Below are 14,285 nucleotides of genomic sequence, written 5' to 3' on the forward strand. Positions count from 1 at the left end.
GGCTGTTTTATGGCAGGGATTCTCTAACATGTCTTGTTTAACTAAATGACATTGGACGTGAACAGTAACGCGGCGACGCTATCATAACAGGCAGAAGATGATTTATGGGGCTGAGCAGGAATTCTATCTTGCATCAGCCCTGTTTTTGCGCTATACTCAAACATATTTGTGGAGTGCGCAGCAATCCGGTATCATGGGGAGAGGGATGGAGGAACATATGGAACCGATTATCAAAATCGAACATCTGGAAAAAGAATTTAAGCTGAAGGAGATGGACGTTCACGCTCTGCGGGACGTCAGCCTGGATATCTATAAAGGCGACATTTACGGCATCATCGGCATGTCCGGCGCGGGAAAGAGCACGCTTGTGCGGTGTTTAAATTTCCTGGAGCGTCCGACAGCCGGGACGGTGACGGTAAATGGAAAAGATCTTGCAAAGCTCTCAGAAAAAGAACTGCGTGAGGCGCGCAAGGATATCGGAATGATCTTCCAGCATTTCAATCTGCTCATGCAGCGCAGCGTCATTGATAATGTCTGCTTTCCGCTGGAGATCGCCGGGATGAGCAGGGCGCAGGCGCGCAAAAAGGCGATGGAGTATCTGGAAATCGTCGGGCTTGCGGAAAAGGCGAAGGCATACCCGGTGCAGCTTTCCGGCGGACAGAAGCAGCGTGTGGCGATCGCCCGCGTGCTCGCCTCTGATCCGAAGATTTTGCTCTGCGACGAGGCGACCAGCGCGCTCGACCCGCAGACCACAAAATCTATTCTGCAGCTTTTGAAGGAGATCAATCAGAAGTACGGAATTACGATCGTTGTCATCACGCATGAGATGGCGGTCGTACAGGAAATCTGTACGCACGTCGCTATCATCGACCAGGGAAATCTGGCGGAGCACGGCACAGTGGAGGAAATCTTCCTTGCGCCGAAATCGCGCGAGGCGAAGCGCCTGATCTACCAGGGCTATGAGAAGGTAGCGGAGATGAAGGGCAAACGCTGCGTGCGCATTGTATTCTCGGAAAATTCGTCCTTCGAGCCGGTGATCGGTAATATGGTGCTGGCGTTTAAGTCGCCGGTGAACATTCTCTATGCCAACACAAGGGATCTGGATGGCGTGGCAAAGGGCGAGATGGTTCTGCAGCTTCCGGAGGACGAGGAGCTTGGGCGCAAGATGATCGCATATTTAAAGAGCGCAAGATTAACGGTGGAGGAGCTGGAAGGTTATGTTGACTGAAAAAGAAATTATGATGATTGTTGAAGGAATCGGCGGAACACTCTGGATGGTGCTGGCTTCCGTATTTTTCGGCTATCTGATCGGACTGCCGATGGGGATCGCACTGACGGTCACGGGCAGGGACGGCATTCGCCCGAATGCGGCTGTCTATAAGGTCCTGGACGTGATCTCAAATATATTCCGCAGCATCCCGTTCCTGATCCTGCTGATCCTTGTGCAGCCGTTCACAAGATTTCTGCTCGGAAAGAGCTACGGAGCGACGGCAACCATCGTTCCGCTGACGATCGCAGCAGGACCGTACATCGCAAGAATGGTGGAATCATCCTTAAAAGAGGTGGATCACGGTGTGATCGAGGCGGCGCAGAGCATGGGCGCGAGCACCTGGACGATTATTTTCAAGGTGCTGCTGACAGAGGCGCGCACCTCGCTGATCGTCAACGCTACCATCGCCACAAATACGATCCTGGGATACTCCGCGATGGCGGGCGCCTGCGGAGGCGGCGGACTTGGAGACATTGCCGTCCGTTACGGCTACAACCGCTGGAGACCGAACATCCTTCTTATCACAGTTGTGCTCCTGGTCGTGCTGGCGCAGGTATTCCAGATGGTCGGAATGTCCATTTCGAGAGCAGTCGACCGCAGACGGGTGGAATGAGCAGCAAAGGGCAGCGTGTCTGCGAAGGAAGACATAGTATCGGTTTGGGCAGGAATATAAATTTACGAACGTTAAGAAAGTGAGAAAGAGAAAAGTGAAGAGAGCAAGTGGAATTTTACTGCCGGTGAGCAGTCTTCCGTCCCCCTACGGGATCGGAATGTTTTCAAAGAGCGCATATGATTTTGTTGATTTTCTGGTAGAGGCGGGGCAGACCTACTGGCAGATCCTGCCGCTGGGACCGACCAGCTACGGGGACTCGCCCTACCAGTCGTTTTCCACGTTCGCGGGGAATCCTTATTTTATCGACCTGGAGGCGCTGATCGAGGAGGGCGTGCTCACGAAAGCGGAGTGCAGAAAGGCGGATTGCGGGCAGGAGCCGCGCTATGTCGATTACGGTCAGCTCTACGACAAGCGCCTTGCGCTGCTGAGAAAGGCGTATGAGCGCAGTGAGATCGGCAAGGACGCGGATTTCCTGAAATTTGTGGATGAAAATCAATCATGGCTGAAAGACTATGCATTATTCATGGCAGTGAAAAAGTGCTTTGACGGCGCTTCCTGGCTGGAATGGGCGGAGGATATCCGTCTGCGCTGGGGAAATGCTCTGGACTATTATTACAGGGAATATGCGGAAGAAATCGAATTTTATGAGTATCTTCAGTATAAATTCATGCAGCACTGGAAAAAACTGAAAAAATACGCCAACGAGCAGGGCATCCGCATCATCGGGGATATTCCGATCTATGTGGCGCTGGACAGCGCCGATGTGTGGGCGCATCCGGGACTGTTTCAGATGGATGAGACCGGCAAGCCGAAGGCAGTGGCAGGCTGCCCACCCGATGCATTCTCCGAGACGGGACAGCTCTGGGGCAATCCGCTGTACCGCTGGGATGTTCACAAGAACCAGGACTATGACTGGTGGACGCGCCGCATGAAGCACTGCTACGAGCTTTATGACGTGGTGCGTATCGACCATTTCAGAGGCTTTGACGAATACTTCTCCATCCCCTATGGCGCGAAGGACGCCACCGACGGCAAGTGGGAGAAGGGACCGGGCATGGATCTGTTCCGCACGCTGGAGAGGAAGCTGGGCAAAAAGGATGTCATTGCGGAGGACCTTGGGCTCATGACGGATTCCGTGCGTAAGCTGGTGAAGGAGAGCGGCTATCCGAATATGAAGGTGCTTGGCTTCGCATTTGATGTTGACGGGCTCAGCGATCATCTGCCCCACAACTATGACAAAAACTGTGTGGTATACACCGGCACGCACGACAACGAAACACTGATGCAGTGGTACGACGGCCTGAAGGGCAAGGAGCTTGCCTTTGTGCAGGATTACATGAACAATAAACGCACGCCGCACGAGGAGGTGCGCTGGGATTTCATCCGCCTTGCGATGCTGAGCGTTGCGGATACCTGCATCATCCCGATCCAGGACTATCTTGGCTTTGGAAAAGAAGCGCGCATGAATTTCCCGTCCACACTGGGCGAAAACTGGAAGTGGCGTCTGAAAAAAGGCGATATCACAAAAGCGCTGACAAAGGAAATTTATCACATAACAAAACTGAGCTGCAGACTGTAGAAAACCCATTCGCGAAGCGAATTTTAAATGGATTTGCGAGAGCGCTGTGAACGCAGTGAACAGCGGGAAGGGAATAAAGACGGAAAATGGGAATTATCGAGGCAAAAAAGCTTTCGCATGATTATCAGAAGATCGGGGAGGACGGCAGCGTGGAATCCGTCTACCGGGCGGTGGACGGCGTTGACCTTGACGTGGCGCCGGGGCAGTTTATCGCGATCCTGGGGCACAACGGCTCCGGGAAATCCACGCTGGCGAAGCATTTAAACGCGATTCTATTGCCGAGCGAGGGTTCGGTCTTTGTGGACGGCATGGATACGAAGGATATGGACAAGCTGGAGGAGATACGCCAGACGGCGGGAATGGTGTTCCAGAACCCGGACAACCAGATCATCGGCACTGTGGTGGATGAGGATGTTGCCTTTGGACCGGAAAATATGGGCGTTCCGACAGAGGAGATCATCGAACGTGTGGAAAACAGCCTGAAGACCGTCGGCATGTGGGAGTACCGCGCTCACTCGCCGAATCGCCTGTCGGGCGGACAGAAGCAGCGCGTGGCGATCGCCGGCGTAGTGGCGATGGAGCCGAAATGCATCGTGCTTGACGAGCCGACTGCTATGCTCGATCCGGTCGGAAGAAAGGAAGTTATCAGGGCGGCGCAAAAGCTTAACCGTGAAAAGGGCATCACGATCATTCTTATCACACATTATATGGAAGAGGTGGTCGAGGCAGATCGCGTGATCGTGATGGATCAGGGAAAAATCCTGATGCAGGGGACGCCGCGCGAGGTGTTTTCCAGAGTAGAGGAGCTGAAGGAGCACCGGCTGGATGTGCCGCAGGTGACAATGCTCGCACATGAATTGCGAAAGAGCGGTCTTAACATCCCGGAGGGGATTCTGACGATTACGGAGCTTGCGGACGCGCTTGGAAAGGCGGGGCAGGAATGTCGATAAAGATAGAGCATTTGAATTATATATACAGCCAGGGAACCGCCTACGAAAAGCAGGCGCTCACTGATATCAATCTGGAGCTGCCGGCCGGACAGTTTATTGGCATCATCGGGCACACCGGCTCCGGAAAATCAACGCTCATCCAGCATCTGAACGGACTTGTGCGGGCGACGAGCGGTACGATCTATTATAATGGAGAGAACATTTATGCCGAAGGCTTTTCCATGAAGGAGCTGCGCAGCAAGGTCGGTCTGGTGTTCCAGTACCCGGAATATCAGCTTTTCGAGGTGGACGTGTTCACTGACGTGTGCTTTGGCCCGAAGAACCTTGGTCTGCCCAAAGACGAGGTGGAGGCGCGTGCGTACGAGGCGCTGCGGCAGGTTGGCTTAAAAGAGAAATACTATAAGAAGTCCCCGTTTGAGCTGTCGGGCGGGCAGAAGCGGCGCGCGGCGATCGCCGGTATCCTGGCGATGAAGCCGGAGGTGCTGATCCTCGACGAGCCGACGGCGGGGCTTGACCCGCGCGGGCGCGACAACATTCTCGACCAGATCGCACAGCTTCACGAGGAGCGGGGCATTACGGTTGTGCTTGTCTCGCACAGCATGGAGGATATCGCGAAATATGTGGAGCGCATTATTGTTATGCAAAAAGGGCATGTGCGCTTCGACGACGAGCCGCGAAAGGTGTTTGAACATTATCAGGAGCTGGAGCAGATCGGTCTGGCAGCGCCGCAGGTGACATATGTGATGCAGGAGCTGAAAAAACGCGGAATGCAGGTGGATACGGGCGCGATGACCGTTGAGGAGGCGCGCGCGTCCATTCTGGCGTGCATGGGGCAGGTGAAATTATGATCAGAGATATTACAATCGGGCAATATTATCCGGCGGATTCCGTGATCCACCGGCTCGACCCGCGCACGAAGCTGGTGGGTACGCTGGTCTTTATCTTCTCACTGTTCCTGTTCCGCTCCTTTGCGGCTTACGTGGTGGCGACGATCTGCCTGGCGGCTGTCATCAGGGCTTCGAAGGTACCCTTTGGGTTTATGGTAAAGGGCTTAAAGTCCATTATGATCCTGCTGATGATCACAGTGGTCTTTAATATGTTCCTGACGCCGGGCACACCGCTTGTTAAAATATGGAGGCTGACGATCACGCAGGAGGGTGTGAAGCAGGCGGCGTTTATGGCGATCCGTCTTACGTACCTTATCATCGGCTCCTCGGTGATGACGCTTACCACGACGCCGAACCAGCTTACGGACGGCATGGAAAAAGGACTGCGCCCCTTAAATAAGCTGCATGTGCCGGTGCATGAGGTGGCGATGATGATGTCGATCGCACTGCGCTTTATCCCGATCCTTCTGGAGGAGACGGACAAGATCATGAAGGCACAGATGGCGCGCGGTGCGGATTTTGAGAGCGGCGGGCTGATCCAGAAGGCAAAAAGCATGGTGCCGCTTCTGGTGCCGCTGTTTATTTCCGCCTTTCGCCGTGCAAACGATCTGGCGATGGCGATGGAGGCGCGCGGCTATCACGGCGGCGAGGGACGCACAAAAATGAAACCGCTGAAGTACCAGAAGCGCGACCATATGGCTTATCTTGCGATGGTGCTGTATCTTCTGGCGATGTACGCGGCGAAGAGGATTGCAGGGTTTTAGAAAATGAAGAGAGTAAAGCTGATCGTTGCATACGATGGAACCAATTACAGCGGCTGGCAGATCCAGCCAAACGCCGTCACTATAGAGAGTGTGCTGAATCGGCATCTGTCGGAGCTTTTAAAAGAGCCGATCAAAGTGATCGGAGCAAGCCGGACAGACGCAGGGGTCCATGCGCTCGGAAACGTGGCGGTGTTTGATACATCGGCGAGGATGCCGGCGGAGAAGATTTCCTACGCGATGAATACAAGACTGCCGCAGGACATCCGCATCCAGGATTCCTGCGAGGTGGCGGCTGATTTTCATCCGCGCTTCTGCAATACGGTGAAAACCTATGAGTATCGCATTTTAAACCGCAGATTCCCTGACCCGACCAGACGGCTTTACTCATTGTTTTATTATTATCCGCTGGATGTGGAAAAAATGCGCCGGGCGCTTGGCTTTTTGGTCGGAGAGCATGATTTTAAGAGTCTCTGTACGCACAAGGAAGAGGTGGAAAACACTGTCCGCACTATTTACTCGGCGGATATAGAAAAGGACGGCGATATGATCACCATCCGCATCTGCGGAAACGGATTTCTGTACAACATGGTGCGCATCATCGTGGGAACGGTTTTGCGTGTGGGAAGCGGCTACTACGAGCCGGAATATATGCAGGAGCTGCTCGCGGCAAAGGACAGGCAGGCAGCAGGCGAAACAGCGCCGCCGCAGGGGCTGACGCTGCTTGAAATCAAATATGTTTAGTAGATCCCTTTTGCCGCCAGATGAAATCCTGCAAATGCGATCATAGTTTCCTGGATCGCCTCATCCATCAGACCGAAATTCTGAAATAACCATTCCGGAGGGTGTTGGATCGGGTGTGTTATTTCTGCGTAATCCGGGCGGATCAGATATTCCACGGGCACCCGGTAGAAATCAGCGATCAGCAGAAGTGTTTCGAAAGACGGAATGCGCCTGTCCGTTTCATAATTTGAGTAAGCGGCACGTTCGATGTGGAGCAGAGCGCTGAACTGTTCCTGCGTCAGATGACGGTCATCACGTAAAAGGTGCAGCTTTGTTCCTAAACTTTCATTCATAACTCGTTCCCCCTTCCGCAGACAGTGGGTTTTGGTTACTGTTCAGGTCAGGACTTTGCATTCACTGCAAAGTCCGTAAGAAAGTGACACAGGTGTGAGCAAATCCCATTCGCGGAGCGAATTTTAAATGGATTTGCGAATGTTACTGTGAACGACGTGAACAGTAACGGATTTTGCGTTACTGCTGCGGGGTATGTTACAGTTGCATTGTACTTAGATAGCTATTATGATATCTTCCGTCGAAGGTGACGTCCTCGCCGAACCAGGCGGGCGGCAGAAAAGCGTTCGCGGTTTCCTCATCCGGAAACTCCACCTCGGCAAGAACGAGCGGCGCAAACGGCGCTTCAAAAATGTCAAGCTCAATTTTGAGACCGTTTTCGACAGGAATCACATAGCGTTTTTTGGAGATGAAATTTCCATCCACCTTTTCTTTTAAATGAAGGTATGCCGTCTCATTCAGCGGCAGATTGTACTCCTCGCGGCACATCATACCCGCGCCCTTGTAGGTGAATATATAGTCGTTATCCTGCCGGCGGATGCGCATCACCGGTTCGGTGCAGAGATACCCCTGCTCGATGATGTGAAAGGGGTATTGTGCAAGGTCGCCCGGCAGCTCCTTTATCAGAAATTTTCGTTCGATTTCCATTTCATCCTCCTTATGTTCTACTATATCTTGACGATAAACAGCAGATGATATACAATATCTTTGAAATAATTTTAGCAAAGGAAAAAAATGGTGTCAAGGTGAAAGGAGTGTCCGATTATGACTAAAGTATATGTGTTTCTTGCGGATGGATTTGAGGAAATCGAGGGACTGACAGTGGTGGATCTGCTGCGCCGTGCGGGTGCGGAGGTGACGACGGTTTCCATTAACGGGACAAAGAAGGTTTGCGGTTCGCATAATATCCGGCTGGAGGCGGACGCGCTGTTTGAGGAGACGGATTACTCAGATGCGGCGATTCTGGTGCTGCCGGGCGGTATGCCGGGGACGAAGCATCTCGGAGCGCATAAAGGGCTGACAGAGCTGCTGCTGAAAGTGAATGAGGCGGGCGGCGGTATTGCGGCGATCTGCGCGGCGCCGAGCGTGCTTGGGGACCTCAGGATCCTGAAGGGCAAAAAAGCAGTCTGCTATCCGGGCTTTGAGGAGCGTCTTGCGGGTGCTGATGTGCGGGCATGCAGCGTTGTCACAGACGGCAACGTGACGACCAGCCGCGGCATGGGGACGGCAATCGACTTCTCCCTGGAGCTGGTAAAACGGCTTTTCGGAGCGGAAAAAGCGGAAAATCTGGCAAAAGCGATTGTTTATCGTTAAAAAAATACTAGCCTTTTTCGAAAATGTGTGCTATTATCATACAATGACTGTGAATATGGGAACGTGCGCCCATTTCAATCGAATGAATGTATATTAAGGAGGAACTATCCAAGATGAGTTTGAAAGTAGAGAACTTAGAGCACAATATGGTGAAGCTTACCATCGAAGTGAGCGCGGATGAATTTGAGAAGGCAATGCAGAGCGCTTATGTAAAGAACAAAGGAAGAATCAACATTCCGGGCTTTCGCAGGGGCAAAGCGCCGCGTCAGATGATTGAAAAAATGTATGGCGCAGCTATTTTCTACGAAGATGCGGCCAATGAGATCATTCCGTCCGCATATGACAGAGAAGTGGCGGAGTGCGATCTGGAGCTGGTATCCCAGCCGAAGATCGAGGTGACACAGATCGAAAAGGGACAGCCGTTCATTTTTACTGCAGAGGTAGCGGTAAAGCCGGAGGTAACGCTTGGCGAGTACAAGGGACTTGAGGTGCCGAAGGCAGACCTCACAGTAACAGACGAAGAGATTGACGCAGAAGTAGATAAAGAGCGCGAGAAAAACTCCAGAATGATCGACGTGGACGATCGTGCGGTTGCAAACGGCGACAGCATCAAGCTTGATTTCGACGGCTCCGTGGATGGCGTTCCGTTTGAGGGAGGCAAGGCGGAAAACTATGATCTTGTTATCGGCAGCGGCAGCTTTATTCCGGGCTTTGAGGAGCAGCTTGTCGGCGCAGAGATCGGCAAGGAGCTGGATGTAAATGTAACTTTCCCGGAGGAGTACCATGCAAAAGAGCTGGCTGGCAAGGCGGCTGTGTTCAAATGCAAGGTGAATGAGATCAAGGTGAAGGAGCTTCCGGAGGCGGACGACGATTTCGCACAGGATGTTTCCGAGTTTGATACGCTTGCAGAATATAAGGAAGATATTAAGAAGAGACTGACAGAGAAGAAGGAGACAGAGGCTAAGAACGCAAAGGAAACGGCTGCATTGGAGAAGGCTGTGGAAAATGCGCAGATGGATATCCCGGCTGCTATGATCGACAACCAGGTAAGACAGATGGCGGACGACTTTGCAAGAAGAATCCAGTCACAGGGCATCTCTCTGGAGCAGTATCTGCAGTTTACCGGTATGACCGCCGACAAGCTGCTTGACCAGATGCGTCCGGAAGCGGAAAAGCGCATTAAGAACAGCCTGGTTCTGGAAGCGATCGCAAAAGCAGAGAGCTTCGAGATCAGCGATGAAAAAGTAGAAGAAGAAATCAACAAGATGGCAGAGACCTACAAGATGGAAGCAGACAAGGTAAAAGAGCTGCTTGGAGAAGCGGGCGTCGCTCAGATGAAGAACGACCTTGGCATCCAGGAGGCAGTAAACTTCCTTCGCGATTCTGCTGTGGAGGTCTAGGTGTTTTTCCGGATTTTGAGAGCATGAGCGCGGAAAAATCCGAAGGCATCAGTTTTTTGAAAAGTAAAGGAGGCAGGACTATGAGTTTTGTACCTTATGTAATCGAGCAGACCAGCAGGGGCGAGCGTTCTTACGATATTTACTCCAGACTGCTGAAGGACCGCATCATCTTCCTCGGCGAGGAAGTGACGGACGTCAGCGCGAATCTGATCGTTGCGCAGCTTCTGTTCCTGGAGTCGGAGGATCCCGGGAAGGATATCCAGCTCTATATCAACAGTCCGGGCGGTTCTGTGAGTGCGGGCTGGGCAATTTACGACACGATGCAGTATATCAAATGCGATGTCTCGACGATCTGCATGGGCATGGCGGCGAGCATGGGAGCATTCCTGCTTGCGGGCGGTGCCAAGGGCAAGCGCTTTGCGCTCCCGAACGCGCAGATCATGATCCATCAGCCGTCCGGCGGCGCCAAGGGGCAGGCCAGTGATATCAAGATCGTGGCGGAGGAGATTTTAAAGAGCAGAAAGCGTTTGAACGAGTATCTGGCAGCCAATACCGGGCAGCCGATCGACGTGATCGAGGCGGATACTGAGCGCGATAATTATATGACTGCCGAAGAAGCGAAGGCATACGGTCTGATCGACGCGGTGATCGCAAACAGACAGTAAATAACAAGACTCCTGCAGCGGGCTGCCAGGCGGCAGCCTGTGGGAGTCTTATTGTATATAACGATTTATATGAGGTGGAATATATGGCAGGAAGGTTAGGGGAGCAGAAAGTAAGATGTTCTTTCTGCAACAAGAGTGAAGATCAGGTAAGAAAATTAATTGCAGGGCCGGGCGGCGTCTTTATCTGCGACGACTGCGTGGAGATCTGCAGTGAAATTATAGAGGAAGAGCTTGCGGAGGAATATGCGCAGGAGGGAACGGAAGAAATCAATCTGCTGAAGCCGGAGGAAATCAAGGCGGTGCTGGACGATTACGTGATCGGACAGGACAATGCCAAAAAAGCGCTGGCGGTAGCGGTTTACAATCATTATAAAAGAATACTGGCAGGCAAGGATCTGGGCGTGGAGCTGCAGAAAAGCAACATTCTGATGCTTGGACCGACCGGCTCCGGAAAAACGTATCTGGCGCAGACGCTGGCACGCCTTTTGAACGTGCCGTTTGCGATCGCGGATGCGACGACGCTGACGGAAGCCGGGTACGTGGGTGAGGACGTGGAAAACATTCTGCTGAAGATCATCCAGGCTGCCGATTACGATATTGAGCGTGCGCAGCACGGCATCATCTACATTGATGAGATCGACAAGATCACCCGCAAATCGGAGAATGCCTCCATCACGAGGGATGTATCGGGCGAGGGTGTGCAGCAGGCGTTATTGAAAATACTGGAGGGGACGATCGCGAGCGTTCCGCCGCAGGGCGGAAGAAAGCATCCGCAGCAGGAGCTGATCCAGATCGACACCACGGATATTTTGTTTATCTGCGGCGGCGCGTTTGAAGGCATCGATAAGATCATCGAGACGAGAATGAACACAAAGACGATCGGCTTTGGACGCACCCTGTCTGACAAGGCACAGAAGAATGTGGGCGAGGTCCTGAAGGAGGTCGTTCCGCAGGATTTTGTGAAATATGGCATGATCCCGGAGTTTATCGGACGTGTGCCGGTGGTCGTTTCGCTGGACGCGCTGGATGAGGAAGCGCTGGTGCGCATCTTAAAGGAGCCGAAAAACTCTATCATCAAGCAGTATAAGAAGCTGTTTGAGCTGGACGGCGTGAAGCTTGAATTTGAGGACGATGCGGTTGACGCGATCGCGAAGCTCTCTATGGAGCGCAAGACGGGCGCGCGCGGTCTGCGTGCGGTGATGGAGCGTTCCATGCAGGAGCTGATGTACACTATCCCGTCCGACGAGACGATTACAGAGTGTACGATCACGAAAGACCTTGTGGAAGGAAAAGGAGAACCGAAGCTGATCCACAGTGAGGAGAGACTGATTCCGGTATATAATACGAAGAAGAAAGTGGTTATGACGCCGGAATCTGCCTGATGCAAGGAACATATACGTTTGCATAGGAGAAAAGCATGACAGAAATGATAAAGAACATCCCCGCAGTGGCGCTGCGGGGAATGACGATTCTTCCGGCAATGATCGTTCATTTCGACATCAGCCGGAAGAAATCTATTAAAGCGGTAGAACAGGCGATGCTGAAGGAGCAGCGGTTGTTTGTTGTTGCACAGCGGAGCGTGGAGACGGAGGATCCGGTGATGGAGGATCTGTACCGCGTGGGCACGATCGTGGAGATCAAGCAGGTGGTGAAGATGCCGAAAAATATCCTGCGGGTGCTCGCAGAGGGCGTGCAGCGCGGGGAGCTGACCGATCTGATGGAAGAGGAGGGCTTTCTGGAGGCTGATGTCGCGATTTATACAGACGAGGAGCCGCTGGACGAGACGACGCGGGAGGCGCTGCTGCGCTCTCTGAAAGAATCGTTTGAGGTTTACTGCCGCATCAATGGCAAGATGAGCAAGGAGCTGATCCATCAGATTTCCGAAATCCGTGATCTGGAGAAGGCGGCCGGACAGATTGCTATGAATTTGCCACTTTATTATGAGACGAAGCAGCGGGTGCTGGAGGCTGCCGATCTGCAGGAGCGCTGCGAGCTGCTGCTTACTATTATGGGCAAGGAAATTGACATTCTGCAGCTCCGCCAGGAACTGCAGGAGAAGGTGAAGCAGCGCATCGACAAAAACCAGCGCGAATATTTTATGCGCGAGCAGATGAAGCTCATCCGCGAGGAATTAAAAGAGGATAATATAAACGAGGCGGATACCTTTCTGGAAGAGCTGTCCAAGCTGAAGGCATCGGCGTCGGTGAAGGAAAAAATCAAAAAAGAAATCGAGCGATACCGCAACGTCGGCATGAATTCCGGGGAAAGTCCGGTGATCCGCGGCTATATCGAGACACTTCTGGAGATGCCGTGGGACAAGGTTTCGCGCGACAATCGCGATATCGTCCGGGCGCGTGAGATCCTGGAAGCCGATCATTACGGCCTTGAGAAGGTGAAGGAGCGTGTGCTGGAGTTTCTGGCAGTCCGCACGCTGACGAAAAAGGGCGACAGCCCGATCCTCTGCCTGGTGGGACCGCCCGGAACAGGAAAGACGTCGATCGCAAAGTCGATCGCGCGGGCGCTTGATAAAAAATATGTGCGCATCAGCCTTGGCGGCGTGCGCGACGAGGCGGAGATCCGCGGACACCGCCGCACCTACATCGGAGCGATGCCCGGACGCATCGCCAACGGTCTGAAAATGGCAGGAGTGAAGAATCCGCTGATGCTGCTGGATGAGATCGACAAGCTCAGCAGCGATTATAAGGGGGATACCTCCTCGGCGATGCTGGAAGTGCTGGATTCCGAGCAGAACAGTAAATTCCGCGATCATTATGTGGAAATTCCGCTGGATCTGTCGGAGGTATTGTTTATTGCCACCGCAAACGATGTGCAGACGATCCCGCGCCCGCTCCTGGACCGCATGGAGGTCATTGAGATCACCAGCTACACGGAAAATGAGAAATTTCACATTGCAAAAGAGCACCTCTGGAGCAAGCAGATGGAGCACAATGGACTGACAGCAGAGCAGATCTCTATTACAGATCAGGCGCTGCGCAAGGTGATTTCCGGCTATACGCGGGAAGCCGGCGTGCGAAATCTGGAGCGGAAGCTCGGCGATATCTGCCGGAAGGCGGCGCGCGAGATTCTGGAGACGAAGAAAAAATCCGTTAAGGTGACAGAGGAAAATCTGAAAAAATATCTCGGCAAGGTGCGCTACACTATCCAGGAGCTGAACGATACCAACGAGGTCGGAATCGTGCGCGGGCTTGCGTGGACGAGCGTGGGCGGCGACACCCTGCAGATCGAAGTAAATATCATGCCGGGGAAGGGTGATTTCTGCCTGACAGGACAGATCGGCGACGTTATGAAGGAGTCGGCGCAGGCGGGTATCAGCTACATACGCTCCGTCAGCGCGCAGTATAATATCCCGGAGGAATTTTTCCGCAAGCACGATATCCATATCCACATCCCGGAGGGCGCGGTTCCCAAGGACGGACCTTCCGCGGGCGTGACGATGGCGACGGCAATGATCTCGGCAATTACCGGCATTCCGGTGCGCGCGGACGTCGCGATGACCGGCGAGATCACCCTGCGCGGACGTGTGCTGCCGATCGGCGGGCTCAAAGAAAAGCTGCTCGCCGCCAAGAATGCGGGAATGAAAACCGTATTTGTTCCGGCAAAGAACAGGGCGGACGTGGAGGAAATCTCCAAAGAGATCAGGAAGGGGCTGGATATCCGCTTCGCGGATACGATGGAGGATATTCTGCCGGGGGCGCTGGTGACGGCGCTGCCGGAGAAGAAGGCCTCGAAGAAAAAGAAAGCATAGGAATAC

General features: G+C 53.2%; 14 protein-coding genes. 12 read left to right on the top strand and 2 right to left on the bottom strand.

What is annotated here, in order from left to right:
* Positions 1 to 217: 217 nt before the first annotated feature.
* The 7 genes from ACLU9Q_RS18645 (at position 218) to truA (ending at position 6,804) form a co-directional block, all read left to right on the top strand.
* Entirely contained in the window at positions 218 to 1,228 is a 1,011-nt protein-coding gene (locus ACLU9Q_RS18645) for a methionine ABC transporter ATP-binding protein (RefSeq protein ID WP_040785220.1), read from the top strand.
* The gene (locus tag ACLU9Q_RS18650; protein WP_006864139.1) at positions 1,218 to 1,883 is read left to right on the top strand and encodes a methionine ABC transporter permease; all 666 of its coding nucleotides are present in this window, start codon (positions 1,218 to 1,220) and stop codon (positions 1,881 to 1,883) included. Before ACLU9Q_RS18645 ends, ACLU9Q_RS18650 begins: the two co-directional genes overlap by 11 nt.
* A 94-nt stretch (positions 1,884 to 1,977) precedes the next feature.
* Positions 1,978 to 3,462 carry a 4-alpha-glucanotransferase gene (gene malQ / locus ACLU9Q_RS18655; RefSeq protein ID WP_296839785.1) on the top strand — a complete coding sequence of 495 codons (1,485 nt, stop codon included), beginning with the start codon at positions 1,978 to 1,980 and terminating at the stop codon, positions 3,460 to 3,462.
* Positions 3,463 to 3,548: 86 nt separating this feature from the next.
* Positions 3,549 to 4,412: an energy-coupling factor transporter ATPase gene (locus tag ACLU9Q_RS18660; protein ID WP_296839788.1), complete on the top strand. Its 864-nt coding sequence runs from the start codon at positions 3,549 to 3,551 to the stop codon at positions 4,410 to 4,412.
* Entirely contained in the window at positions 4,403 to 5,260 is an 858-nt protein-coding gene (locus ACLU9Q_RS18665) for an energy-coupling factor transporter ATPase (protein ID WP_296928319.1), read from the top strand. The genes ACLU9Q_RS18660 and ACLU9Q_RS18665 overlap by 10 nt, the downstream gene beginning before the upstream one ends.
* Positions 5,257 to 6,063 (top strand): energy-coupling factor transporter transmembrane component T family protein, encoded by an 807-nt coding sequence (locus ACLU9Q_RS18670; RefSeq protein ID WP_296839353.1) that lies wholly within the window; start codon positions 5,257 to 5,259, stop codon positions 6,061 to 6,063. The genes ACLU9Q_RS18665 and ACLU9Q_RS18670 overlap by 4 nt, the downstream gene beginning before the upstream one ends.
* Before the next feature lie 3 nt (positions 6,064 to 6,066).
* Positions 6,067 to 6,804 (top strand): tRNA pseudouridine(38-40) synthase TruA, encoded by a 738-nt coding sequence (truA, locus tag ACLU9Q_RS18675; RefSeq protein WP_296839359.1) that lies wholly within the window; start codon positions 6,067 to 6,069, stop codon positions 6,802 to 6,804.
* Here truA and ACLU9Q_RS18680 read toward each other — a convergent pair.
* On the bottom strand, positions 6,801 to 7,136 hold the full coding sequence (locus tag ACLU9Q_RS18680) for a helix-turn-helix domain-containing protein (protein ID WP_296839361.1): 336 nt from the start codon (positions 7,134 to 7,136) through the stop codon (positions 6,801 to 6,803). The two genes, truA and ACLU9Q_RS18680, sit on opposite strands and share 4 nt — an antisense overlap.
* Positions 7,137 to 7,332: 196 nt before the next feature.
* Positions 7,333 to 7,782: a CYTH domain-containing protein gene (locus ACLU9Q_RS18685; RefSeq protein WP_296839363.1), complete on the bottom strand. Its 450-nt coding sequence runs from the start codon at positions 7,780 to 7,782 to the stop codon at positions 7,333 to 7,335.
* A gap of 117 nt (positions 7,783 to 7,899) precedes the next feature.
* On the opposite strand from ACLU9Q_RS18685, the gene ACLU9Q_RS18690 reads away from it, so the two are divergent.
* From ACLU9Q_RS18690 to lon, 5 genes are all read left to right on the top strand, one after another.
* A complete protein-coding gene (locus ACLU9Q_RS18690) occupies positions 7,900 to 8,448 on the top strand; it encodes a DJ-1 family glyoxalase III (protein ID WP_296839366.1) in 549 nt (182 codons plus the stop codon).
* A 113-nt stretch (positions 8,449 to 8,561) separates the two neighbouring features.
* A complete protein-coding gene (gene tig / locus ACLU9Q_RS18695) occupies positions 8,562 to 9,848 on the top strand; it encodes a trigger factor (protein WP_296839370.1) in 1,287 nt (428 codons plus the stop codon).
* A gap of 80 nt (positions 9,849 to 9,928) precedes the next feature.
* On the top strand, positions 9,929 to 10,513 hold the full coding sequence (gene clpP, locus ACLU9Q_RS18700) for an ATP-dependent Clp endopeptidase proteolytic subunit ClpP (RefSeq protein WP_296839372.1): 585 nt from the start codon (positions 9,929 to 9,931) through the stop codon (positions 10,511 to 10,513).
* 83 nt (positions 10,514 to 10,596) lie between these two features.
* Positions 10,597 to 11,895, top strand: coding sequence for an ATP-dependent Clp protease ATP-binding subunit ClpX (gene clpX / locus ACLU9Q_RS18705; RefSeq protein ID WP_296839375.1), 1,299 nt, complete (start codon positions 10,597 to 10,599; stop codon positions 11,893 to 11,895).
* Positions 11,896 to 11,930: 35 nt separating this feature from the next.
* Positions 11,931 to 14,279, top strand: a complete 2,349-nt coding sequence (gene lon, locus ACLU9Q_RS18710; RefSeq protein ID WP_296839377.1) for an endopeptidase La — start codon at positions 11,931 to 11,933, stop codon at positions 14,277 to 14,279.
* Positions 14,280 to 14,285 lie beyond the last annotated feature (6 nt).

It is taken from the genome of Marvinbryantia sp. (assembly GCF_047017445.1).
Taxonomy (GTDB): domain Bacteria; phylum Bacillota; class Clostridia; order Lachnospirales; family Lachnospiraceae; genus Marvinbryantia.